This window comes from Roseateles sp. P5_E4 (assembly GCF_054049255.1).
The window spans coordinates 104,141-126,102 of sequence record NZ_JBFUMS010000011.1; the positions used below are offsets into that span (position 1 = coordinate 104,141).

22 protein-coding genes are annotated in these 21,962 nt (G+C 68.5%); 6 read left to right on the forward strand and 16 right to left on the reverse strand.

Translation table 11 applies throughout. The features are described 5' to 3' along the window. Positions 1–15: 15 nt before the first annotated feature. Positions 16–2,499 carry a DNA internalization-related competence protein ComEC/Rec2 gene (locus tag ACXJLH_RS21115; protein WP_457446018.1) on the reverse strand — a complete coding sequence of 828 codons (2,484 nt, stop codon included), beginning with the start codon at positions 2,497–2,499 and terminating at the stop codon, positions 16–18. Between the two features lie 81 nt (positions 2,500–2,580). On the opposite strand from ACXJLH_RS21115, the gene ACXJLH_RS21120 reads away from it, so the two are divergent. Together ACXJLH_RS21120 and ACXJLH_RS21125 are read left to right on the forward strand one after the other, a co-directional pair. Beyond that, entirely contained in the window at positions 2,581–3,048 is a 468-nt protein-coding gene (locus ACXJLH_RS21120; protein ID WP_457446020.1) for a RidA family protein, read from the forward strand. Further along, positions 3,048–3,542, forward strand: coding sequence for a disulfide bond formation protein B (locus ACXJLH_RS21125; RefSeq protein WP_457446022.1), 495 nt, complete (start codon positions 3,048–3,050; stop codon positions 3,540–3,542). The genes ACXJLH_RS21120 and ACXJLH_RS21125 overlap by 1 nt, the downstream gene beginning before the upstream one ends. Here the strand turns inward: ACXJLH_RS21125 and paoC are convergent. The 8 genes from paoC to ACXJLH_RS21165 all read right to left on the reverse strand — a co-directional run bounded on the left by paoC (position 3,539) and on the right by ACXJLH_RS21165 (position 13,752). Further along, the gene (paoC, locus tag ACXJLH_RS21130) at positions 3,539–5,731 is read right to left on the reverse strand and encodes an aldehyde oxidoreductase molybdenum-binding subunit PaoC (protein ID WP_457446024.1); all 2,193 of its coding nucleotides are present in this window, start codon (positions 5,729–5,731) and stop codon (positions 3,539–3,541) included. The two genes, ACXJLH_RS21125 and paoC, sit on opposite strands and share 4 nt — an antisense overlap. Further along, positions 5,731–6,684, reverse strand: a complete 954-nt coding sequence (locus tag ACXJLH_RS21135; protein ID WP_457446026.1) for an FAD binding domain-containing protein — start codon at positions 6,682–6,684, stop codon at positions 5,731–5,733. Before ACXJLH_RS21135 ends, paoC begins: the two co-directional genes overlap by 1 nt. After that, positions 6,681–7,310 carry an aldehyde dehydrogenase iron-sulfur subunit PaoA gene (gene paoA / locus ACXJLH_RS21140; RefSeq protein WP_056193435.1) on the reverse strand — a complete coding sequence of 210 codons (630 nt, stop codon included), beginning with the start codon at positions 7,308–7,310 and terminating at the stop codon, positions 6,681–6,683. Before paoA ends, ACXJLH_RS21135 begins: the two co-directional genes overlap by 4 nt. A gap of 90 nt (positions 7,311–7,400) precedes the next feature. Then, positions 7,401–9,161 (reverse strand): gamma-glutamyltransferase family protein, encoded by a 1,761-nt coding sequence (locus ACXJLH_RS21145; protein ID WP_457446029.1) that lies wholly within the window; start codon positions 9,159–9,161, stop codon positions 7,401–7,403. A gap of 27 nt (positions 9,162–9,188) precedes the next feature. Then, positions 9,189–10,565, reverse strand: coding sequence for a DUF1501 domain-containing protein (locus tag ACXJLH_RS21150; RefSeq protein ID WP_457446031.1), 1,377 nt, complete (start codon positions 10,563–10,565; stop codon positions 9,189–9,191). A gap of 10 nt (positions 10,566–10,575) precedes the next feature. Further along, the gene (locus ACXJLH_RS21155; RefSeq protein WP_457446033.1) at positions 10,576–12,300 is read right to left on the reverse strand and encodes a DUF1800 domain-containing protein; all 1,725 of its coding nucleotides are present in this window, start codon (positions 12,298–12,300) and stop codon (positions 10,576–10,578) included. A gap of 104 nt (positions 12,301–12,404) precedes the next feature. After that, positions 12,405–13,043, reverse strand: coding sequence for a 3-oxoacid CoA-transferase subunit B (locus ACXJLH_RS21160; protein WP_457446035.1), 639 nt, complete (start codon positions 13,041–13,043; stop codon positions 12,405–12,407). A gap of 1 nt (position 13,044) precedes the next feature. Further along, positions 13,045–13,752, reverse strand: coding sequence for a CoA transferase subunit A (locus ACXJLH_RS21165; protein WP_457446037.1), 708 nt, complete (start codon positions 13,750–13,752; stop codon positions 13,045–13,047). Between the two features lie 78 nt (positions 13,753–13,830). Between ACXJLH_RS21165 and ACXJLH_RS21170 the strand changes: the two genes are divergently transcribed. After that, on the forward strand, positions 13,831–14,385 hold the full coding sequence (locus ACXJLH_RS21170; RefSeq protein WP_457446039.1) for a LuxR C-terminal-related transcriptional regulator: 555 nt from the start codon (positions 13,831–13,833) through the stop codon (positions 14,383–14,385). Further along, the gene (locus ACXJLH_RS21175; protein WP_457446041.1) at positions 14,382–15,371 is read left to right on the forward strand and encodes a DUF3667 domain-containing protein; all 990 of its coding nucleotides are present in this window, start codon (positions 14,382–14,384) and stop codon (positions 15,369–15,371) included. The genes ACXJLH_RS21170 and ACXJLH_RS21175 overlap by 4 nt, the downstream gene beginning before the upstream one ends. On the opposite strand, the gene ACXJLH_RS21180 is transcribed toward ACXJLH_RS21175, so the two are convergent. From ACXJLH_RS21180 to ACXJLH_RS21200, 5 genes are read right to left on the reverse strand one after another with little or no spacing between them, the layout of a single operon-like run. Continuing rightward, positions 15,353–16,195: a 2OG-Fe(II) oxygenase gene (locus ACXJLH_RS21180; RefSeq protein WP_457446043.1), complete on the reverse strand. Its 843-nt coding sequence runs from the start codon at positions 16,193–16,195 to the stop codon at positions 15,353–15,355. The genes ACXJLH_RS21175 and ACXJLH_RS21180 overlap by 19 nt on opposite strands. Further along, positions 16,192–16,971: a peroxide stress protein YaaA gene (gene yaaA / locus ACXJLH_RS21185; protein ID WP_457446045.1), complete on the reverse strand. Its 780-nt coding sequence runs from the start codon at positions 16,969–16,971 to the stop codon at positions 16,192–16,194. The genes ACXJLH_RS21180 and yaaA overlap by 4 nt, the downstream gene beginning before the upstream one ends. 16 nt (positions 16,972–16,987) lie before the next feature. After that, positions 16,988–17,386: a DUF6691 family protein gene (locus ACXJLH_RS21190; protein ID WP_327082870.1), complete on the reverse strand. Its 399-nt coding sequence runs from the start codon at positions 17,384–17,386 to the stop codon at positions 16,988–16,990. Beyond that, positions 17,383–17,811 carry a YeeE/YedE family protein gene (locus tag ACXJLH_RS21195; protein WP_457325350.1) on the reverse strand — a complete coding sequence of 143 codons (429 nt, stop codon included), beginning with the start codon at positions 17,809–17,811 and terminating at the stop codon, positions 17,383–17,385. Before ACXJLH_RS21195 ends, ACXJLH_RS21190 begins: the two co-directional genes overlap by 4 nt. Further along, positions 17,808–18,131: a metalloregulator ArsR/SmtB family transcription factor gene (locus tag ACXJLH_RS21200; protein ID WP_457446047.1), complete on the reverse strand. Its 324-nt coding sequence runs from the start codon at positions 18,129–18,131 to the stop codon at positions 17,808–17,810. Before ACXJLH_RS21200 ends, ACXJLH_RS21195 begins: the two co-directional genes overlap by 4 nt. A gap of 56 nt (positions 18,132–18,187) precedes the next feature. On the opposite strand from ACXJLH_RS21200, the gene ACXJLH_RS21205 reads away from it, so the two are divergent. Then, complete coding sequence (locus ACXJLH_RS21205) at positions 18,188–18,976, forward strand: MBL fold metallo-hydrolase (protein WP_457446049.1); 789 nt, start codon at positions 18,188–18,190, stop codon at positions 18,974–18,976. Here ACXJLH_RS21205 and yedA read toward each other — a convergent pair. After that, a complete protein-coding gene (gene yedA / locus ACXJLH_RS21210; protein WP_056193491.1) occupies positions 18,973–19,872 on the reverse strand; it encodes a drug/metabolite exporter YedA in 900 nt (299 codons plus the stop codon). The two genes, ACXJLH_RS21205 and yedA, sit on opposite strands and share 4 nt — an antisense overlap. A gap of 108 nt (positions 19,873–19,980) precedes the next feature. On the opposite strand from yedA, the gene ACXJLH_RS21215 reads away from it, so the two are divergent. After that, the gene (locus ACXJLH_RS21215) at positions 19,981–20,490 is read left to right on the forward strand and encodes an Lrp/AsnC family transcriptional regulator (protein WP_056193403.1); all 510 of its coding nucleotides are present in this window, start codon (positions 19,981–19,983) and stop codon (positions 20,488–20,490) included. 19 nt (positions 20,491–20,509) lie between these two features. On the opposite strand, the gene ACXJLH_RS21220 is transcribed toward ACXJLH_RS21215, so the two are convergent. After that, positions 20,510–21,856, reverse strand: a complete 1,347-nt coding sequence (locus ACXJLH_RS21220) for a TolC family outer membrane protein (protein ID WP_056193398.1) — start codon at positions 21,854–21,856, stop codon at positions 20,510–20,512. Positions 21,857–21,962 lie beyond the last annotated feature (106 nt).

Sequence of the window (21,962 nt, forward strand, 5' to 3'; positions counted from 1 at the left end):
GTGGCAGCCCCGGCGTCAGAAGGCCAGCTCGGCCTCGGCCGTTGGCGCCTCTTCAACCAGAGGGCCGTCCAGGCCCGAAATGACCGGACTGCGGTCCAACCAATAGCGCTGGCGAAGCTCGCGCTCGCAGCTCGACTCGAGCGTCGCGCTCTGCCAGCGCCAGGCGCCGCAGGCCGGGCTGGCAACGACGGCGATGCCCGCGGCCTGGTAGCGCGCCAGCACCGGCGGCGCGGGATGGCCAAAGCGGCTGCGGTAGCCGGCCTGCACGACACCGACGCTCGGCGCAACGGCGGCCAACAGCTCGGCGCTGGATGAGGTCTTGCTGCCGTGGTGCGGTACGAGCAGCACCTCGGCATGCAGATCAGCCTCGCGCTTCACGAGCTGCCGCTCCTGCTCGGCCTCCAGGTCGCCCGCCAGCAGCGCGCGTCGGCCCGAAGCCGCCGTGATGCGCAATACGCAAGACAGGTCGTTAGACCGGAAGCCGCCCCCGTAATGGGCCAGCGTGGGGTGCAGTACGTCAAAGCGCACGCCGTCCCAGGTCCAGGTCTGGCCGGCTTCGCAGCGCTGTACGGGCAGCCCGACGCCGAGCAGCGGATGGCCCGGCTCCAGCGAGCTGCGCAGCTCTCCCACCGAGAGCGCCTGCATCAAAGTCGCCGCGCCGCCGACGTGGTCACCATCGCGGTGGCTGAGCATCAGCATGTCCAACCGGTGCACGCCCAGGCGACGCAGCAGTGGCAGCAGCACCCGCTCGCCAGCGTCCGAGCCCGGCGCATAAACCGGGCCGGTGTCGAAAAGCAGCGCATGGCCACGGGTACGGACCAGCACCGCGTTGCCCTGGCCGATGTCCGGCGCCAGCAGTTCGAACTCGCCGTCAGGTGGGCGCGGCACGGCCGGCCACAGCAGCGGCAGCGTCATCAGCAGGCCTGCAGCGCGCAACCGCCAGGGCAATCTCAGCGCGATCAGCGCGGAGCCCAGCAATGCCAGTGCCTGCGACCACAGTGGCGCCGCCGGCAGCCACCACACCGCCGCTGGCCAGGCGATCAGCAGCTTGAGCCAGGCCATCAAGGCCTGCATCAGCACGGCGGCCAGTGCCCACAGCGGCGTGAACAGGCCGCCCAGCAAAGCCAGCGGCGTGATGACGAAGCTGATCAGCGGGATGGCGATGAGGTTGGCCAGCAGGCCGACGACGGAGAGCTGTGCAAAGCAGATCAGGCTCAGCGGCGCGAGGCCGACGGTCGCGATGGCTTGGGTGCGCAGCGCCGCCTTGCATCTGGCGCGCCAGCCGTCTGCGTGCTCCCCGCCAGCCGCCATCAACAGGCCCACGGCGCCGAAGGACAGCCAGAAGCCCGGCTGCATCAGCGCCCAGGGGTCGGCTGCCGTGACGATGACGGCGGCCGCCAGCAGCATCAGCGGCCAGGGCCAGCGCAGGCCAAGGCTGCGCAGAGCGGCGACGGCGGCCAGCATGATGACGGTGCGCTGCGCCGGCACGCCCCAGCCCGAGAACAGCGCATAGACGAAGGCCACCGCCACGCCCAGCCAACGTGCCGCCGTGGGCGCGGGCATGCGCAGGCAGAGCCAGCGGCTGCGGCGCCACAGCGGCGCGATGAGCGCGGAGGCCAGCCAGCCGAGCAGGACGACGTGACTTCCGGAGACCGACAAGAGATGACTCACCCCGGTATCGCGAAACAGATTCCAGTCGCTGTGGGCAATGGCGTTCTGGTCGCCCAGGCTCAGCGCCGCCAGCACGCCGGCCATGCCGGGATCGGCCACGCGTTCGCGGATGGCGGTGCGCAGGCGCTGGCGCGCGGCGTCCAGCGACCACCAGGGCGCCGCCTGCAATCGCTCGGCCGTGCGCACGACGCCGCTGGCGCGCAGGCCCTGCTCGAACAACCACAGTTCGACATCGAAGCCGCCCGGATTGGCCAGGCCGTGCGCTCGCTTGAGCCGGGCCGTGAAGCGCCAGCGCTCGCCCGCCGTGATGGGCGCTGAGTCCCAAGCAGACGCCGGGCCGCCCCCAGCCTGCTTGACCCCCACGGGGGGCGGGCTGGGCGCAGCCCGGACCTGGGGGCCTTCATACGCCAGGAGCATCAGCCGCCGCGGCACCTCGGGCGGCAAGGCCGTGCCGGTTGAACCCACCGATTCGACGGCAAACTCGAAGCGCCAGCCGGGCACGCCGCCCTGGCCGGTGATGGCGATGGGCAGGGAGTCGACCCGGCCGCTCAGCACCAGGTCGCGGCCTTCCCACGCCGGATGCAGTTCGGGCTTCATGCGCAGCTCGGCGCGCAACCCCGCCTGCGCGAAGGCGAACACGGCGACCGCACCCGCCAACGCCAGCCAGTGGCGGCGACGCAGCAGCAGGAGCACCACGAAAGCCAAGGCCAGCAGCGCGTATTCGGCCGCCGTCGGCAGCCGCTCGCAGCATTGCAGCAGGGCCAGGCCGGCCAGCCAGGCCACGCCCGTTGCCACCAGTTCGCGCACGCCCCACGGCCGCTGAGCCAATGCCCCTCCCCTGTCCCGCCTTATTGGGACGCGGGGTGTAGCATGCCGCGGTTTTTCGCTTGCGCCACCGCGCTACTACGCATGAGCTCTTCTGCCATCCAAGCCAAGCTCGCCGAACTCGGCATCACCCTGCCGCCGCTGGCCATTCCTGCTGCCGCCTACCTGCCGTTCACGCGCACCGGCAACCTGTTGTTCCTGTCGGGCCATATCGCCAAGAAGGACGGCAAGCCCTGGGTCGGCCAGCTCGGCAAGGATGTCGACACCGCCACCGGCCAGGCTGCCGCACGCGCCGTGGCCATCGACTTGCTCGGCACGCTGCAGGCCGCCACCGGTGACTTGGGCAAGATCGTGCGCATCGTCAAGGTCATGAGCCTCGTGAACAGCACGCCCGACTTCACCGAGCAGCACCTCGTCACCAACGGCTGCTCCGAGCTGTTCGCCGCGGTGCTGGGCGAAGCTGGCAAGCATGCCCGCAGCGCCTTCGGCGTGGCCCAGATCCCGCTTGGCGCCTGCGTCGAGATCGAGCTGATCGCGGAAGTTCAGGACTGATGTTCAGCGCCCCTTCCAAGCTGCCGGCCCGTGCGCTGGCCGGCATGGCCGTGGCGAGCTTCGGCGCCGTCGGCATCGCCTTGATCGCCCAGCACCAGTTCGGCGTCAAGCCCTGCCCGTGGTGCGTGCTGCAGCGGGCCATCTTCCTGGTGATCGGCGCCGTCTCGCTGCTGGGCTGGCTGGTGAGCGCCAAGCGCGCGCTGCGTCAGACGGCCCTCGTGGTCGTGCTGATGCTGTGCGCCGCGGGCCTCACGGCGGCCGTCTTCCAGCATGAGGTGGCCTCGCAGAGCGCCACCTGCGCGATGGGCCTGGCGGACAAGATCGTCACGGCGCTCGGGCTCGAGGAGCTGTGGCCCTCGGTCTTCATGATCACGGCCAACTGCGCGGAGGCGGCGGCCTATCGCCTCGTCGGCCTGCCCTACGAGGTTTGGAGCGGCCTGCTGTTCGCCGCGCTGGCCGCCCTGGGCCTGGTCGTCCTGAACCAGCGCCGCTAAGTCAGCGCGGGCAGGCCGGCGAGCAGCTTGTCCAGCGTCAGCGGGTAGTCGCGCACCCGCACGCCGGTGGCGTTGTAGACGGCGTTGGCCACCGCAGCGGCAGCGCCGCAGATGCCCAGCTCGCCCACGCCCTTGGCCTTCATCGGCGACGAGATCGGGTCGGTCTCGTCCAGGAAGATGACCTCCTGGTGCGGGATGTCGGCATGCACCGGCACCTCGTAGCCGGCCAGGTCGTGGTTGACGAAGAAGCCGCGGCGGTGGTCCACCTTCAGGTCTTCCATCAGCGCCGCGCCCACGCCCATGGTCATGGCGCCGATGACCTGGCTGCGCGCCGAGGTCGGGTTCAGGATGCGCCCCGCCGCGCACACGGCCAGCATGCGCCGCACACGCACCTCGCCGCTCACGACATCCACGCCCACCTCGGCGAAATGCGCGCCAAAAGTGGACTGCTGGTAGCGCTTGTCGAGGTCGCCATACTCAATGCCGTCCTCAGCCACCAGGCCGGCGAATGATTTCAACGGCGCGGCCTTGCCGCCACCACGCACCTCGCCGCCAACGAACTCCGCGTCGGCCGTGCCCGCCTTCTGGGCCACCATGCCGCGCAGCTTCATGCAAGCCGCATACACGCCGGCCGTCGAGTTGTTGCCGCCCCATTGGCCGCCCGAGCCGCAGGACACCGGGAAGCTCGAATCCCCCAAGCGCACGACGACCTTGTCGAGAGTCACACCCATGGTCTCGGCCGCCGTCTGCGCAATGATGGTGTAGCTGCCGGTGCCGATGTCAGTCATGTCGGTTTCGACGATGACGCGCTCACCCTCCAGCCGCACGCGGGCCTTGGACTTCATCAAGAGGTTGTTGCGAAAGGCCGCCGCCATGCCCATGCCAATCAGCCAACCGCCCTCGCGCACCTGCGCCGGTTTGGCATTGCGCCGGTTCCAGCCGAAGCGCTCGGCGCCTTGCTTCATGCAGTCCACCAGGCGGCGCTGCGAGAAGGGGCGCTGCGGCTTCTCGGGGTCGACCTGGGTGTCGTTGCGCACGCGGAACTCGATGGGGTCCAGGCCGAGCTTTTCGGCCATCTCGTCCATCGCGATCTCCAGCGCCATCAGGCCTGGCGCTTCACCCGGCGCGCGCATGGCATTGCCCTCGGGCAGGTCCAGCACGGCCAGGTGCATGGCGGTGTGGCGGTGTTCACCGGCATAGAGCAGCCGCGTCTGGGCCGTGGCCGTCTCGGGGCCGCCGCCGGGCAGGTTACCGGACCAGCTCTCGTGCGAGATGGCCTGGATGCGCCCGTCCTTGTTGGCGCCGATGCGGATGCGCTGGATGGTTGCGGGCCGGTGCGTGGTGTTGTTGAACATCAGCGGCCGCGTCAGCGCAATCTTGACGGGCCGGCTGGCGGCCTTGGCACCCAGGGCCGCCAGCACGACGTCGGCGCGCAGGAAGAGCTTGCCGCCAAAGCCGCCGCCGACGAAGGGCGAACGCACGCGCACGTCCTGCTTGGGAATGCCCAGCGTCTTGGCGAGGTCGCCGACGGCCCAGTCGATCATCTGGTTGGACGTCCACACCGACAGCTTCTTGCCCTCCCACCAGGCGATGGTGGCATGCGGCTCCATCATGGCGTGTGCCTGGTCGGGCGTCGTGTAGCTGGCGTCCAGCTGCACCGGCGCCTTGGCGAAGCCGGCCTCGAAGTCGCCATGCTTGGTCTCGGCCTCGCCACCGAAGCCATCGCTCTTGGCCACCGGCGCATGAGGCTTCTCGGCGGCCAGGTCGAAGCGGCCCTTGGCGGCCTCGTAGCGGATGTCGATCAACGCCGCCGCGGCGCGCGCCTGCTCGAAGCTTTCGGCCACGACGACGGCCAGGGCCTGGTGGTAGTGGTCGATCTGCGGGCCGCCGAGCAGCTTGGCGGTGTTCATGTTGCCCTTGCCGAGCTTGCCGGCGTTCTGGGCCGTGACGATGGCGAGCACACCGGGTGCCGCGCGGGCGGCGCGCAGGTCCATGGCGGCCACGCGGCCCTTGGCGATGCCGGCACCCACGACATAGCCGACGGCCGGCGCTTGCTTCAGGTCGTGGTGTTCGTAGGCATAGGGCGCCATGCCGGTGGTCTTCAGCGGGCCATCGATGCGCGGCGTGGGGCGGCCGACGATGCGGCCCTGGTCGATGGGGTTGGTGGTGGCGGGCTGGTCGAATCTCATCATGTGCTCCGTGCAGGATGCAGGGAGTCGACCAGCAGGCGCTCGGCCAGCTTGAGCTTGAAGGCGCTGTCCTGCTGCGGGGCCGCGCCGGCGAAGGCCTGCCCAAAATAGGTATGCACACCGCGCGAAAGCTGGCCTTCGGCCGCCTCCACACGCCAGGGTCTGGGCGCCACGCCGCCGAAGGCCAGGCGCGCGCTGCCATCACGCTGCACGATGGCGGCCAGCGACACGAGGGCGAAGGCATAGGACGCCCGGTCGCGCACCTTGCGGTAGACCTGGGTGCCGCCCGCGGGTGGCGGCAGCAGCACCGAAGTGATCAGCTCGCCGTGAGCCAGCGTGTGCTCGACGTGGGGCGTATCGCCGGGCAGCTTGTGGAAGTCGGCGATGGGGATGCGGCGCACCTGGCCATCGGGTTTGATGGTCTCGACCTGCGCATCCAGCACGCGCATGGCGACGGCCATGTCGCTCGGGTGGCTGGCGATACAGGCTTGGCTCGTGCCGATGATGGCCAGCGAGCGCGCCACGCCGCCGATGGCGCTGCAGCCGCTGCCGGGCTGGCGCTTGTTGCAGGGCTGGGCGGTGTCGTAGAAATAGGGGCAGCGCGTGCGCTGCAACAGGTTGCCGGCCGTCGTTGCCCGATTGCGCAGCTGGCCCGAAGCGCCGGCCAATAGCGCACGCGACAGCACCGGGTAGTCCTTGCGCACGCGGACGTCGCTGGCCAGGTCGGCATTGCGCACCAGGGCGCCCACGCGCAGGCCGCCGCCGTCGACGGGCTCGATGCGGTCCAGGCCCAGCGCATTGACGTCCACGATATGGCCCGGCGCCTCGATCTTCAGCTTCATCAGGTCCAGCAGATTGGTGCCGCCGGCGATGAACTTGGCGTCGGGCCGGCCCGCCACCGCCGCGGCGGCTTCGGCCGGCGTGCGCGCACGCTCGAAAGTGAAGGCTTTCATGCGGCCTCCTTGGCAACGCTGGTGATCGCCTCGGCGATGTTGGAGTAGGCGCCACAGCGGCAGAGGTTGCCGCTCATGCGCTCGCGCAACTCGTCGGCGCTCAGCAACGGCTTGGCGGTCAGGTCGGTCGTCACGTGGCTGGGCACGCCGCGCTTGAGCTCGTCCAGCATGCCGGCGGCCGAACAGATCTGGCCCGGCGTGCAGTAGCCGCACTGGTAGCCATCATGCGCGACGAAGGCGGCCTGCAGCGGATGCAGCTGCTGCGGCGTGCCCAGGCCCTCGATGGTGGTGACCTTGGCGCCCGGCGCCATGACGGCCAGCATCAGGCAGCTGTTGATGCGCCGGCCGTCCAGCAGCACCGTGCAGGCGCCGCACTGGCCGTGGTCGCAGCCCTTTTTGGTGCCAGTCAGGTGGAGGTGCTCGCGCAGCAGGTCGAGCAGCGTTGTGCGCGTGTCGACATCGACGCTGTGGGACTGGCCGTTGACCTCCAGGGTCACGCGTCCCGTCGTTCCATTGGACATGGCCGGCTCCCGTTCAGCGGCCTCAACGGCTGAGGCGGCTGCCGTGCCGGCGCCCGCAATCAAGACGTCCCGGCGTGAAAGACAACATCCTTGCACTTCGTCCATCGCTGACCCCGCGGCTCACAACCTAACCAGCCTAGTGGGCGGCTAGCGGGCAGCGGTGTCAGACAAGATGCCGCGCGTCGGCAGGACGACTTACTCGCCACGGACGACGCCCTCGCGGCGCGGGTCGGCGCCGCCGACCCAACCTTCCTTGACCCGCACCAGCACCTGCAGGCCGCTGGTCAGGTCGGTCTCGACTACTTGCTGGCCACGACCGCGCAGGTCGGCCAGTTGCTCGGCCGTCAGCGCGCCGCGCTCGACGATGAGCTGGCCCGAGTTGAAATGGCCGAAGTTGGGCAGGTCTACCGCCTGCTGGGGCGGTAGGCCCCAGGCCAGGGCGCCGGTGATGGCCTTGGCGACGTAATGAATGATGACCGGCCCACCGGGTGAGCCGGCCACCATGACGAGCTTGCCGTCGCGGTCGAAGACCAATGTCGGCGCCATGCTGGAACGCGGTCGCTTGCCGGCCTCGACACGGTTGGCCACCGGCTTGCCGTCGGCACCGACCGGGTTCAGCGAGAAGTCCGTCAGCGTGTTGTTCAACATGAAGCCGCCGGCCAGGCCCGTGCCACCGTCGCTCATGACGCGGCTGCCGAAGGCGGATTCGACGCTGGTCGTCATCGCCACCGCATGGCCTTCGGCATCGACGACGCTGACTTGGCTGGTGCCGGCCTCGAGTTGCTCGGCCTGGGGCGCCAGGGCCTGCTTGATGGCCGCGGGTTGGCCCGCCGTGGCCACGCCCATGGCCTTGGGGCCGATCAGCGCACCGCGCTGCTTCAGATATACCGGCGCAAGCAGGTTCTGCCAGTCACCGCCCGGCGCGGCGACATAGGCCGGATCGCCGATGAACTGGGCACGGTCGGCAAAGGCCAGCTTGGCGGATTCGGCGTAGGCATGCATCCAGTCCGCCGTGATGCCTTGGGCCGCCACTGCCGCATGTTGGGTGTCAAGGAGGCCGAGGATTTGCATCAGCGTCAGATGGCCCGAGGTGGGCGGGCCGAAGCCGCAGATGCGGTAGACGCGCCAGTCATTGCACAGCGGCGGGCGGGCCAAGGCCTTGTAGCCCGCCAGGTCCGACGCGGCCAGCAGGCCCGGGCGGGCATGGCCTTTCACGCGGCGCACGATGTCCTCGGCGACGGCGCCCTCGTAGAAGGCCTTGGGGCCTTTGATGGCGATGCCGCGCAGCACCGCGGCATAGGCGGGGTTCCTCAGCACGGTGCCGACCGGCTTGGGAGCGCCGGTCGCATCGAAAAAGTACGACCCGGCCTGCGGATCGTTTCGCAACTGCGCCTCGGCCGAGGCCAGCTCGAACAACCGCGGACTGATCGCAAAGCCCCGCTCGGCCAGGCGGATGGCCGGCTCGAACAGCCTGGCCCAGGGCAGCTGGCCGTGCTGGCGGTGCGCCTCGGCCAGCATGGCCAGCACGCCCGGCACGCCGGTAGACAGGCCGCTCATGATGGCCTCGCGCATCGGCAGGGGCTTGCCGTCGGCCTTCAAGAAGAGCTCGGGCGTGGCTGCGGCCGGCGCTGCCTCGCGGCCGTCCAGGGTCTGCACCTGGCGGCCGTCCCAATGCATCAGGAAGGCGCCGCCCGCAATGCCGCTGGACTGCGGCTCGACAAGGCCGAGCACGGCCTGCACGGCAACGGTCGCGTCGACGGCCGAGCCCCCGGCCTTCAGCATCTCGATGCCCGCATCCACGGCCAGCGGGTTGGCCGCCGTCACCGCAAAGCGCTTGGCCGGCGCTGTCAGGCCGCCTTGCTTGGCGGTGCGGCTGGTGGCGGCCTCGGGTTGGTCGAGGGCATGGGCCGGGGCCAGCAGGCTGGCCAGGAGAAGAGGCGTCAGGAGGCGGAGCATGGGGCCATCTTAGGCATGCCCCCGAACTCAGAAATAAGCCATATCCCGCTGGCTGTAGTTGACGATCTGCGGCAGCACGCGCGGCAGGTCGCCAGCGCCGACGCCCATCCAGGTGGCCAGCGTCGCGCCGAGCTGATCCACACCCGTGGTCGGCAGCAACCGGCCCTGGCCGACGTCGTCGGGGCCGTTGATGCTGACCGAGGGCAGCGTGCCCCAGAACTTGCCGCCCTGCACCGCCCCGCCGAGCACGAAATGGTGACTGCCCCAGCCGTGGTCGGAGCCGTCGCCATTGCTGGTCAGCGAGCGGCCGAAGTCGCTGGCCGTGAAGGCGGTGACCTGGTTGGCCACGCCCAGTTCGACCGTGGCCGCGTAGAAGCTGGCCAGCGCGTCGTTGACAGCGGTCAGCAGCCCCGGGTGCTCGTCGAGCAGGAAATCGTGGGTGTCGAAGCCGCCCAGTGACACGAAGAAGACCTGGCGCGTCGCACCCAGGGCCTGGCGAGCGCCGATGAGCTTGGCCACCATCAGCAGCTGGGCGGACAGGCCGCTGGCCGTGTCGAAAGGCGTCTGCAGCGCTGGCACGCCGGCCAGGCCGGCGGTGACGACGCCCTGGGCGCTGACGGAACGCGCGACGACCTTGTTCAGCTCGGCCTCCATCCAGTGCGTGCGATCGGCGGTGATGAGACCGCGCAGCGCATCCGCGCAGGCCTGGGAGCCATAAAGCGGCTTGAGGATGCCGTTGATGGGCACGGCGCCGCTGGTGGACACCTGGTATTGCACGGCCTGCTTGCCGGCCATGAAGACGGCATTGCCCGCGGCATTGATGCAGGTGAAGGTGGCCGTGCCGTTGCCGCCCAGGAAGAGGTCGCCCATGCGGCCACCCCAGCCCGAGGTGGCGCCCTCGGGCGAGCTGCTCTGCCAGACGGACTGCTGGTCGTTGTGCGAAAACAGCTTGGGCGGCAGCGGCACGTTCTTGGCGTTGTACTGGGCCAGCGTGGTCGGCTGGATCAGGGTGCCGACATTGAGCTGGATGCCGAGACGCCCGCTGTCCCACAGGCCCTTGAGCTTGCCGAGCTGGGGCGCCAGGGCCATCTGACGGCCGCCGACGTTCAGTGCAAGGGCCGTCGCGGCCAGTTGCTCGCGCGGCGTGGCCAGAGTCTGGCGGATGCCGGCATAGGCGTTGTAGCTGGCCTGGTCGTACGGGACCAGGGTGTTGCCGTGGTCGTTGCCGCCGTACAGGAAAACGCAGACCAGGGCCTTGTAGTCGCCAGGCGCCGTGGCCGCGGCGGCTTCGCCCAGTGCGGCGAGGTTCAGCGCCCAGGGCGCGGCGCTGCCCGCGATGCCAAGAGCGCCAGCACGGCGAAGGAACTCGCGGCGCTGCAGTTCGGGGAGTCGGTTGAGCTTCATGGTCGTCCCCTTACTTCTGCACTTGGTATTCGGGGCAGGCCATCAGCATCAGGATGGCGGCCTGCACGCGGTTGGCCTTGCCGGTGTCGCTGGCGGCGGAGATGGTGGCAATCGCCGTGCTGACCGTGGCTTGCGTGGTGGCTGAGATGCCACCCCCGCCCAGGCGGGTTGCCAGGCTCGCGACCAGACCCGGCGCATCGTCCGCCAATGCGAGCTCGGCCGTGTAGCTGGGCTTCACATCGTTGATGCCGTCGGCAATGGCCTTCTGCATGTAGTTGATGTAGCCGGCCACCGTGCTCTCGTTGCAGAGCTGGAACTCAGGCGCCGTGACGTCGTTCGTACCCAGCTGCGAGTTGGGCGGCACATAGCCGGGGCGGAAGAAATTGAAGACCGAGGGGCTGCGCAGCGGGCTCTGGCCCAGGCGGGTGCCGGAGTCGCTCGTGTTGCCGATGTTCCAGAGGCCATTGGGTGAGGTGACACCGAAGCTGCGCCCCCACTGGATGAAGCGCTGCAGCGGTTCGCGCAGCTTGCCGGCACCCGGAGCGGCGGATGCGGTGCGCGCTTCGGTGTCCAGCAGGATGGCCTTGATAGCGGCTTTGAGGTCGCCACGCACGCCGGCGCCGTTATCGGCCCAGACGGCGGCGACGCGGCCGACATAGGCGGGGCTGGGGTCGGAGGCCACCAGGCGCTGGATCAGTTGCCGGCCGATGAAGGGGCCGACGTTGGCATGGGCAGCCAGTGTGTCCAGCGCGATCTTCAATGCGGCCGGGCCGTCGGCCGAGGCCGGGATGTCGACGTCCAGCACCTTCTTGGCCCCGGTCGAGAAGCGCGAGGCGATGTTGACCATGGGCTTTTTCATGAAAGCCGGGTCGCTGCCGCTGTAGCTGTCGAAGTCCCAGCCGGTGAAGACACGCGCCAGGTCGGTGATATTGGTCTGGCTGTAGGTTTCGATGGGCTTGCCGCTGCCGTCGAGATTGAGCGTGCCGTCGGCATTGAGCTGGTAGAGGCCGATGCTGAACAGTTGCATGACCTCGCGGGCGTAGTTTTCGTCGGGGACGCGGCCAGTGTTGGTGTCTTCCTTGAGGTTGCCGCGCGTGGCGAGATACACGCCCATGCCATTGGACAGCGTCACCGCGTTCAGCAGATCGCGGTAGCTGCCAAAGCAGCGCTGCTCCAGCATGTCCACATAGCAGGCGATGGCGAAGCCCCGCCAGGGCATGGGCAGGCCGCTCATCGAGATGACGAAGATCTCGCTCAGGGCCAGCACAACGCGCTGGCGCAGCGAATCGGGCGCGGACAGCAACTTGCGCCACAGCGTGTTGTCGGCGCCGCCAAAGTCGTTGCGGTGGTCAACGATGGCATAGCCATTGGCCACCATCCAGTCGAAATGTCCATCGCTGACCGGCAGCACGAACTGCGCGTCCAGCCACGCGGCGTAGCCATTGGCCTTGACGGTGGCGATGTCGGCTGCGCTCGCAGCAAAGCCGGCCTGGGCCAGGAAACGCGCGGCTTCGGCGTCGGTGATGCCGGGTGGCGGCGGGGGTGGGGGTGGAGGTGACGGCGGAGGCGGTGGTGACGGCGATGGGGTCGGCGCATCGCCTCCCCCTCCTCCACCGCAGGCAGCCAGCAAAGCCGCTGCCGTAGCGGCGGCCGCGATGCCGCCGGGGTTCAGGTCTGCACTTGTCTCGAGTGCGGGGGCGATGGTCTCGACTTCAGGCGTCGGTGGTGCGCGCATGGTGGCCTCGCTGTTGTTCGAAGAATGCTCCGCCCAACGCAAACGGGCCAGCTTGCGCTGACCCGTCCTGGCCCATGAACTGGGGATGCGAGACCGGATTTACCTCAGAGCAACGGAACTCCCGTCTTGCTTTGCGCTTGTTCACGCGTGACGCCCTCGGCCAGCTCGACCAACTTGATGCCGCCGGGCACGACGTCGAAGACGCCGAGGTCCGTGATGATGCGGTCGACGACGCCCACGCCTGTCAGCGGCAGCGTGCAGTTGGGGATGATCTTCATGTCCTCGCTGCCGTCCTTCTTCTTGGCCACATGCTCCATCAGCACGATGACGCGCTTGACGCCGGCGACAAGGTCCATCGCGCCGCCCATGCCCTTGACCATCTTGCCGGGGATCATCCAGTTGGCCAGGTCACCGCTGCCGCTGACCTGCATGGCGCCCAGGATGGACAAGTTGATCTTGCCGGCGCGGATCATCGCGAAGCTGTCGTGGCTGCCAAAGATGCTGCTGCCGGGCAGCGTGGTCACCGTTTGCTTGCCGGCGTTGATAAGGTCGGCGTCGACCTCGTCCTCGGTCGGGAAGGGGCCGATGCCCAGCATGCCGTTCTCGCTCTGCAGCCAGACTTCCTTGCTCGCGGGCACATGGTTGGCCACCAGCGTCGGGATGCCGATGCCGAGGTTGACGTAGAAGCCGTCTTCCAGCTCCTGGGCCGCGCGCGCGGCCATCTGATCTTGGGTCCAGGGCATGTCAAGCCTCCTTCTTCGGGCTGAGAGTCATCTTCTCGATGCGCTTCTCGGGGTTGGCATTGACAACGATGCGGTGCACATAGATGCCCGGCAGATGCACGTCGTCCGGGTCGATCTCGCCCGTCTCAACGAGGTGCTCGACCTCGACAACCGTCAGCTTGCCGGCCATGGCCGCAGCCGGGTTGAAGTTGCGCGCGGTGCGGCGGAACACCAGATTGCCGCTCTTGTCGGCCTTGTAGGCCTTGACCAGCGCGACGTCGGGCACCAGGGCCTTCTCCAGGATGTAGGTCTCGCCGTCGAACTCGCGCGACTCCTTGCCCTCGGCGATCAGCGTGCCGACGCCGGTGCGCACGAAGAAGGCCGGGATGCCGGCGCCGCCGGCGCGCATCTTCTCGGCCAAGGTGCCTTGTGGCGTGAATTCCAGCTCCAGCTCACCGGCCAGGTACTGACGCTCGAACTCCTTGTTCTCGCCCACATAGCTGGAGATCATCTTCTTGATCTGGCGCGTGACGAGCAGCGCGCCGAGGCCAAAGCCGTCGACGCCGGCGTTGTTGGAGATGACCGTCAGGTCCTTGACGCCGCTGTCGCGCAGGGCCGTGATCAACGCCTCGGGGATGCCACACAGGCCGAAGCCGCCGACCGCGAGCATCTGCCCGTCCTTCACGACGCCGCGCAGCGCTTCCTCAGCGCTCGGGTACACCTTGTTCATGCCGTCTCCTGCCTTTCGGGTGAAGCGCGAAGGGTACTATCGCGCGCCTTCCGAAGTCGATTAAGCGAATTCGCCTAAGTGGAACCCGCCGTCCTCGATTACCGCAGCGCCTTCCAGCTCGCCCCGATCGGCCTGGTGCTGTCCGCCCAGCGCCAGATCGTCGACTGCAATCAGCGCGTGCTGCAGATGTTCGCGGCCACGCGCGAGCAGCTCCTGGGCAAAAGCTTTGCCGTCCTGTACCCCAGCGCCGTCGAGTTCGAGCGCACCGGCGCGCGCATCGTCGCCAGCCTGGATGCCCAGGGCCACTATGCCGACGACCGCGTCATGCGTCGCCTGGGTAGCGGCGAGCTGTTCTGGTGCCACGTGACCGGCCGCGCGCTGGACCCGGCCGACCCGCATGCCCGCGGCATCTGGAGCTTTGAGGACCTGTCGGCGCGCCGCCAGATCTCGGCCGACCTGACGCCGCGCGAACGCGAGATCGCCGCCCTGCTCGTCGAGGGCCAGACCAGCAAGCTCATCGGCCGGCGCCTGGGCGTCAGCCCGCGCACGGTGGACATCTATCGCGGCCGGCTGATGAAGAAATACCAGGCGGGCAGCACGCCCGAGCTGATCAACAAACTCCTGTCTGCATGAGCAACCACGCGCCTGAGCTGCCCTATTGCCGCAACTGCCACTTCACGCTGGCCACGCCACGGCCCGTTTACTGCGGCCATTGCGGCCAGGAGACCGACCTGCACCCGCCCTCGGTGCGCGAGATGTTCACCGAGTACCTGGGGCACTACGTCGCCTTCGACGGCCCGCTGTGGCGCACGCTGTGGGCGCTGGTCTGCCTGCCGGGTCATCTGACCAACGCTTACTTCCGCGGCCAGCGGCGGCGCTATGTGCTACCGCTGCGGGTCTATCTGAGCGCGAGCTTCGTGTTCTTCGTCGGCTCACACCTGTTGCCGCACACCGCCGCTGCCGACAGCGACAACGAGGCGGCCGAGGCGGCGCGTGTCGTCGAGCCCGGCAAGCCGGTGCGGTTGCGTGTCAAGCCGGGTGCGACGCCGAACGAGACCGCCGCCGAGGCCGAGGCGCTGGCCAAGGCGCAGGCGGCATCCGCCGCCGCATCGGTGCCGCCGCGCGGCAAGCAGACGGTCATCACCAAGCTCGGCGACTGCGATGAAGCACAACCGCAGAACTGCACGCTGCTGGAGCGCTGGGGAACGCGGTTGATCAAGAACGCCGGGTCGATGAACAACGAGCAGTGGACGGCCCGCCTCGTCGCCCTGGCGCCCTACGGCATGCTGGCCATGCAGCCCGTGTTTGCGGCGCTGCTGCTGGTCATGTTCGCCGGCACGGGGCGGCGCTATGCCGAGCACTTCGTGTTCTCGCTGCACAGCCACAGCCTGTGGTTCCTGGCCCTGCTGATGGCGTTCGCCACGGACATGACGCCGCTGCTGATCCTTGCCGTCTTCGGCCATGGCGTGATGGCGTTGCGGCGCGTCTATGGCGTCAGCCGGGCCGGTGCGCTGTGGCGCGGACTGCTGCTCAGCCTGGGCTACTTCCTGTTGCTGATGCTGGGCCTGATCGTGCTGGTGGCCGCCATCGCTGCGACCATTCAGGTGAAGACGCCCTGACGCAACCATTTGGTGGCCACCCATTTCGCGCCCTCCAGCACCGGCGAGCCGCCATGCAGGGTCTGCGTGGCGGGGTGGGGCCGGTCGTAGCTGAAGAAGACGGCGTTGCCCTTGACGGGTGCGACGTCCAGGCCGATGTCCGGGAAGATGGTCGAGCCGCCGGCGGCGGGTGTGTTCAGGTACATGACCAGCGTCGCAACGCGTTGGCCGCCGCGCTTCAGGATGGCCGGCGTGCTGACGTGAGCCGGGTCGAAGTAGTCGTAATGCGGCTGGTATTCAGCGCCCGGCCGGTAGTGCAGCACCTGCAGGCCCTCGCCGTGGTCCAACGGCCAGCGCAACAGCGTCGCAATGCGTGCCTCGATCTTGCGGATCAGCTCGGTCTCACAGCGCTCGAAGAACATGCCGTCGCTGGTGCGTGCGGCGTTCACCTCGCTGCCCTCGCCGCCGGTGGCCACGGTCTCGGAGCGCGCCAGGCGCTTGGTCGCCAGCGCGACGATGCCGTCGCACTCCTCTTCCGACAGCAGGTCACCAAAGACGATGACGCGCGGCTGCCGCAAGGCCATCAAGACCTTGACCTGGCGGTCGCCGGCATCGATGACGGGCGAGAAGCGGCTCAGCTCGGGTTCGGGCAGCCCGACGGTTGCGCCGGGCGGCGGCGTCAGCGTGGCCACCTCGCCCAGGGTGCGCGCCAGCGCCTGGCGGGCGATGCTCTCATCCCAGCCGCTGCCCAGCATCGCGGCCAGGATGCTTTCTGACGCGTGGCCGGCACGGCTCTGCTCGGTGATCCATTCACACAGCTCGGGGGTGATGACTTGTTGGCTCATGACTTGCGGCGGAAGACGAGTCGGTCGGGAGAAGACACCTCAGGGGCCAGACGATAACCGTCCAGGTTGAAGCCTTTCAACGCCTCGGGCGTCTCCAGGCGATGCTGGATGGCATAGCGCGCCATCAGGCCACGGGCACGCTTGGCGAAGAAGCTGATGATCTTGTACTCGTCGTTCTTCCAGTCCTCGAACTGACAATCGACGACCCTGGGCTTGAGCGCCTTGCAATCAGCGGCACGGAAGTATTCCTGCGACGCCAGGTTGACGATGACGGGCACCTTCTCGCCCCGCGCCAGCTTGTTCAGATGCAGGGCGAGGCGATCGCCCCAGTAGTCGTAGAGGCTGGCGCCATGGTCACCRGCCAGTCGCGTGCCCATCTCCAGGCGGTAGGGCTGCATGCGGTCCAGCGGCCGCAGGATGCCGTACAGGCCCGACAGCATGCGCACGTGCTGCTGCGCCCAGGCCAGGTCATCGGCGCGCAGCGTCCTGGCATCCAGGCCGTCGTAGACGTCGCCGTTGAAGGCCAGCACGGCCGGCTTGCTGTTGTGCTCGGTGAAGCGCGGCCGCCAGGCAGCGTAGCGGTCGACATTGAGCTGGGCCAGCGGCTCGGAGAGATCCATCAGCCCGCGCACATCGGCCACGGTCTTGGTACGCAGCACATCGATGAGAGCCGCGGTGTCGTCAAGGAACTGCGGGCGGGTCAGCGCCGGCGCCAGTTCGGGCGGCGTCGGCGTGTCGTAGTCGAGGGACTTGGCGGGCGAGAGCAGAAACAGCATGGGCGCGGATTTTGTCTCATGCTTTTCGGCGCTCCAGCACCTCGAAGATCGCCATGCCAGCCAGCATCGCCGCGACGAAGCCGAGCGCCTTGGCATCGCCCAGGCCCAGCACGACCAAGGCCGGGCCGGGACACAGGCCAACCAGGCCCCAGCCGATGCCGAACAACAGGCTGCCACCGACGAGGCGGCGGTCGATGCGCGTTGCCTCTGGCAACTGCACGTTGGCCCGGCGTGCCCACGCAAAGGCCGGCAGACCGACCGCGATGGCGCCCGCCATGACAAAGGCCAGCGAGGGGTCCCAAGCGCCTGCCAGGTCCAGAAAGCCCAGCACCTTGGTCGGGGATGCCATGCCAGACACGATCAGCCCCAGCCCGAACAACAGGCCCGCGAACGCGGCGATCAGCACTTTCTTCACAGCAAATGCCTCAGCACGAAGACGGTCGCGAAACCAGCCGCCATGAACGCGACTGTCGCAACCGCAGAGCGCGGCGACAGCCGCGAAAGGCCGCAGACGCCATGACCGCTGGTGCAGCCAGCGCCATATCGCGTGCCGATGCCGACCAGCAGGCCGGCTACCAGCAGCGTGCTCCAAGCGGCGTCGATGCGCGGCCGTGGCAGGCCCGCGAACAGCGCAAAGATCCACGGCGACACCAGCAGCCCGGCCAGGAAGGCCACGCGCCAGGCGCGGTTACCGGCTAACGGCCGCAGCAGTCCGCCGACGATGCCGCTGATGCCGGCAATGCGACCCGCTCCCAGCACCAGCACTGCGACGGCCAGGCCGACAAGCAGGCCACCAGCCAGGGCGGGCCACGGTGTGAAGGCAGGCCAGTCCACGGTCATGTGTTCTCCTTGGGGCAGTACTGCGTGTAGAGGGTGCGCAGCAGCGCCAGCAAGCGCGGATCGCCCACGCTGTAGAAAACATTCCGGCCCTCGCGCCGCGTGGCCACCATGCCCTCGCGGCGCAGCACGCCCAGCTGCTGCGACAGCGTCGGTTGGTGGATGTCGAGCAGGGCCTCCAGATCGGCAACGCTGATCTCGCCCTGGGACATCTGGCACAGCAACAACAGGCGCTCGGGATTGCCCAGGGCCTTCAGGGCAGCGACGGCCTCGCCTGCTGCCTGGCGCAGGGTCTGGACATCAAGGGTGGGGGGTCTCGGCATGGCAAACATTATATCAATCGATATAATCATGCCTTCTCCATCGCCGGCCATTCCCCATGACTGTCGCCATCCAGGGCTTCCACGACGCCGTCACCGGAACGGTCAGCTATGTCGTGAGCGATCCGACCACCCGCCAGGCGGCCGTCATCGACCCGGTACTGGACTACGACCTTGCCGCCGGCAGCACCAGCACGCTCAGCGCAGACATGCTGCTCGTGCATCTGCGCGAGCAAGGTCTCACCTTGCAGTGGATCCTCGAGACCCATGTCCACGCCGACCATGTCTCTGCCGCTCGGTACCTGCGCACCCAAGCCGGCGGGCTGATCGCCATCGGCGAGCACACCCGCGAAGTGCAAGCCACGCTGGGCCGCCTGCGCGGCTGGCCCTCTGAAGAAGACGGCTTCGACCGCCTGCTGCGCGACGGCGAGTCATTCCGCATCGGCAGCATCGAGGCCACCGCCCTGCTCGTGCCCGGGCACACGCCAGCCGACCTCGCCTACCGCATCGAGGACGCCGTGTTCATCGGCGACACCCTCTTCATGCCCGACGGCGGCAGCGCCCGTGCCGACTTTCCCGGCGGTGACGCCGCCGCGCTCTACCGCTCGATCCGCCGGCTTCTGACCCTGCCGCCCGAGACCCGCCTCTTCGTCTGCCACGACTACCCGGTCGGCCGCCAGGCGCGCTGGGAAACGACAGTGGCCGAGCAGCGCGCCGCCAACATTCACGCGCATGACGGCGTCAGTGAAGCCGAGTTCGTCGCGATGCGCCAGGCGCGCGATGCGACGCTGGCCGCGCCCCGGCTGATGCAGCCGGCCCTGCAGGCCAATATCCGCGCGGGTGGCTAGGCCCTCGCCCGCCCCATCAGCAGCAGCACGACACCCACGAGGACGATGCCCGCGGCCAGCCACTCGTGGCCGCTGATCTGCTCGCCGGCCAGCGTGACGCCAAGCAGCATGGCAATGACGGGGTTGACGAAGGAATAGCTCGACGCCAGGCCCGCCGAGGCCTGCGCCAGCAGCACCATGTAGGCATTGAAGGCGACCAGCGAGCCGAACACGACCAGATAGGCCCAGGCCCACAGCGCTTGCGGCTCGATATGGCCGGGCAAGGTCTCGCCGCTCACCAGGCTCAAGCCCATCAGCAGAAGGCCACCGGCCAGCATCTCGCTGGCAAAGCCCATGGCGCCCGGCGCCAGTGGCAGGCTGCGCTGTGACAGCACGCTGCCCACCGCCCAGCTCGCGCAGGCCACGCTGATGGCTACCAGGCCGGCGGGCGATGCGCCAAAGCCCTGGCCCTGCGTCAGCAGCAGCACGCCCACCAGGCCGAGGGCGATGCCCGCCGATTCCAGCCGGGTCGGTTTCTCGCCCCACAGCAGGTTGAGGCCGGCAATCATCAGCGGCATCACGGCAATGAAGGCGACGACGAGGCCCGAGCCCACGGTCTGCTCGGCCGTGGCCGTGCCACCCATGCCGCCGCCCAGCATCAGCCCGCCGATGACGAGGGCATGCAGCCACTGGCGCCGGCTCGGCCATGGCGCGCCGCGCCAGCGCATCCAGCCCGCCAGCAGCACGCCGGCGACGAGAAAACGGCTGCCCATCTGGAAGAAGGGCGGCAGGCTGATCAGCGCGATCTTGATGGCCAGATAGGTCGAGCCCCAGACCAGCCAGGTGGCGGCCAGGCAGAGCAGCAGCAAAGGGCTCAAACCGGGGGCATTCTTGAGGGGCAGCGTCGTCGTGTTCATGGCCGGCATCGTAGAAATTTCGGCTCTTTCATGACATGGGTACTTGAAGGTTGCGCCAGCACTTCGCCTTAATATTCAAGAACATTCCGTCGACTTCTAGAGAATTTCATGGCCATCGAGCTCGATCAGCATGACCATCGCATCCTGGCGGAATTGCAGGCCGACGCCCGCCTGACCATGGCCGAGCTGGGCCGGCGCGTGCACCTGAGCCAGCCGGCCGTGACCGAGCGAGTGCGCAAGCTGGAGGAAGGCGGCGTCATCCGCGGCTACCGGGCGGTCGTGGACGCCGGCAAGCTCGGCTACGCGATCCGTGCCGTCATCCGCATCGAGAGCATGGACGAGCCGCTGCTGCTGCGCGCGCTGGAATCCAGCCCGGAAGTGCTGACCGCCTATGACGTCACCGGGGAGGACAGCTGGATTTTCGAGATCGCCGTGCGTGACGTCGCCCACTTGAAGGCGGTGCTGTCGCGCTTCTGCCAGCAGGCTCCGACCTCAACGGCCATCATCCTGCGCGCGCTGCGTGAGCATGCGCCGCTCAAGCCGCTGCCGGCGGCCGAGCCTGAGCCCCCGCCGCCACTGGCCGCGGCCAACAAAAAGCCCCGCCGTAGCGGGGCTTGATGAAAGAAGAACCAGGCTCTCAGCGCGCGAGCAAGCCGTTGGCAGCGGCCACATCTTCGGGGCGCAGTTGCCCCGAGGCCTGGCGCAGCCTGAGGCTGTTGACGACGACGTCATAGCGTGCCTTGGCCAGGTCACGCTGGGTCGTGTAGAGCTGGGTCTGGGCGTTCAGCACGTCCAGGTTCACGCGCACACCGACCTTGTAACCCAGTTGGGTGGCTTCCAGAGCCAGCTTGGTGGACGACTCGGCAGCCTCGTAGGCGCCAACCTGGGCCTTCAGCGACTGCACGCCGAAGAAGGCGCGGCGCGTGTCCTCGGCGACCTTGCGACGGGCAAAGTCAAAGTCATTGCGGGCCCTGTCCTCCAGCACCAGGGTTTCCTTGATGCGGTTCTGCGTCGCGCCGCCGGTGTAGAGCGGATAGCTCAAGGTCAGGCCGATGCTGGCGTTCTTGGAGGTGCCGGCTCCGGCCTGCGCAGCTGCAATGCCACCCAGGCTGTTGTGCTGGTTCTGGCCACCCAGGGTGGCGCTGGCGTCCAGCGTCGGCTTTTCGCCGGCCCGGGCGATCTGCGTATCGAGCTGTGCCATTTCCAGGCCCAACCGCGCCTTGCGCACGCCTGGATGCTGGTCATCGGCTGTCGCGACCCAGGTGTCGACGTTGTCGCTGGGCAGGGCCGGCAGGGCGACCGGCACCGCCAGGCTCTTGGGCTCGACGCCGACGCGGCCGACGAACTGGTCCAGCGTGACGCGCGCGACGCGCAGATCGTTGTCGGCTTTCAGCTCCTGAGCCACTGCCAGGTCATAGCGGGCCTGGGCTTCGCGCGTGTCGGTGATCGTGGCGGTGCCAACCTCGAAGTTGCGCTTGGCCGAGGCCAGTTGCTCGGAGATGCCTGCCTTGTTGGCGCGCGACGTCGTCAGCGTGTCCTTGGCGGCCAGCACATCGAAATAGGCCGTGGCCAGCCGGACGATGAGGTCCTGCTCGGCCAGGTCCAGATCGGCCTGAGCGACCGCATAGGCTCGGCGGGCCTTGTCAATGGTCGGAATATTGCTCGCGTTGTAGACGGAGTATTTTCCCTGCAGGCCAGCCGTCAATGTCCTCGTATTGAAGCTCGCAGACGAAGGCGGGTCGGTTTGCGCCACGGTGCCCGAACCGGACAAATAGAGCGACGGCCGGATCAGCGCCTCGGCCTGGGCAGCGCGCGCCGCAGCCGCGTCGGCGCTGTTGCGGGTCGCCAGATAAGTCGCGTCATAGCCCCTCGCAGCGTCATAGAGCTCCTGCAGGCTCTGGGCCTGGGCCACGCCGGCGAGCAGGAGGCTGGCGGCGATGGCCAGCGGTTGCAGGATCAGGCGGGGGGCTGTGACGAAGGGCATGGAATTCCTTGACTTGGGCAATGTAGTGAGCGCGGCCGGGTTTATAGAGGCAAAGCCCGCCGGTGACTGAAGCCATGTGACGACCTGCGCCCAAACGGGGAGCAAC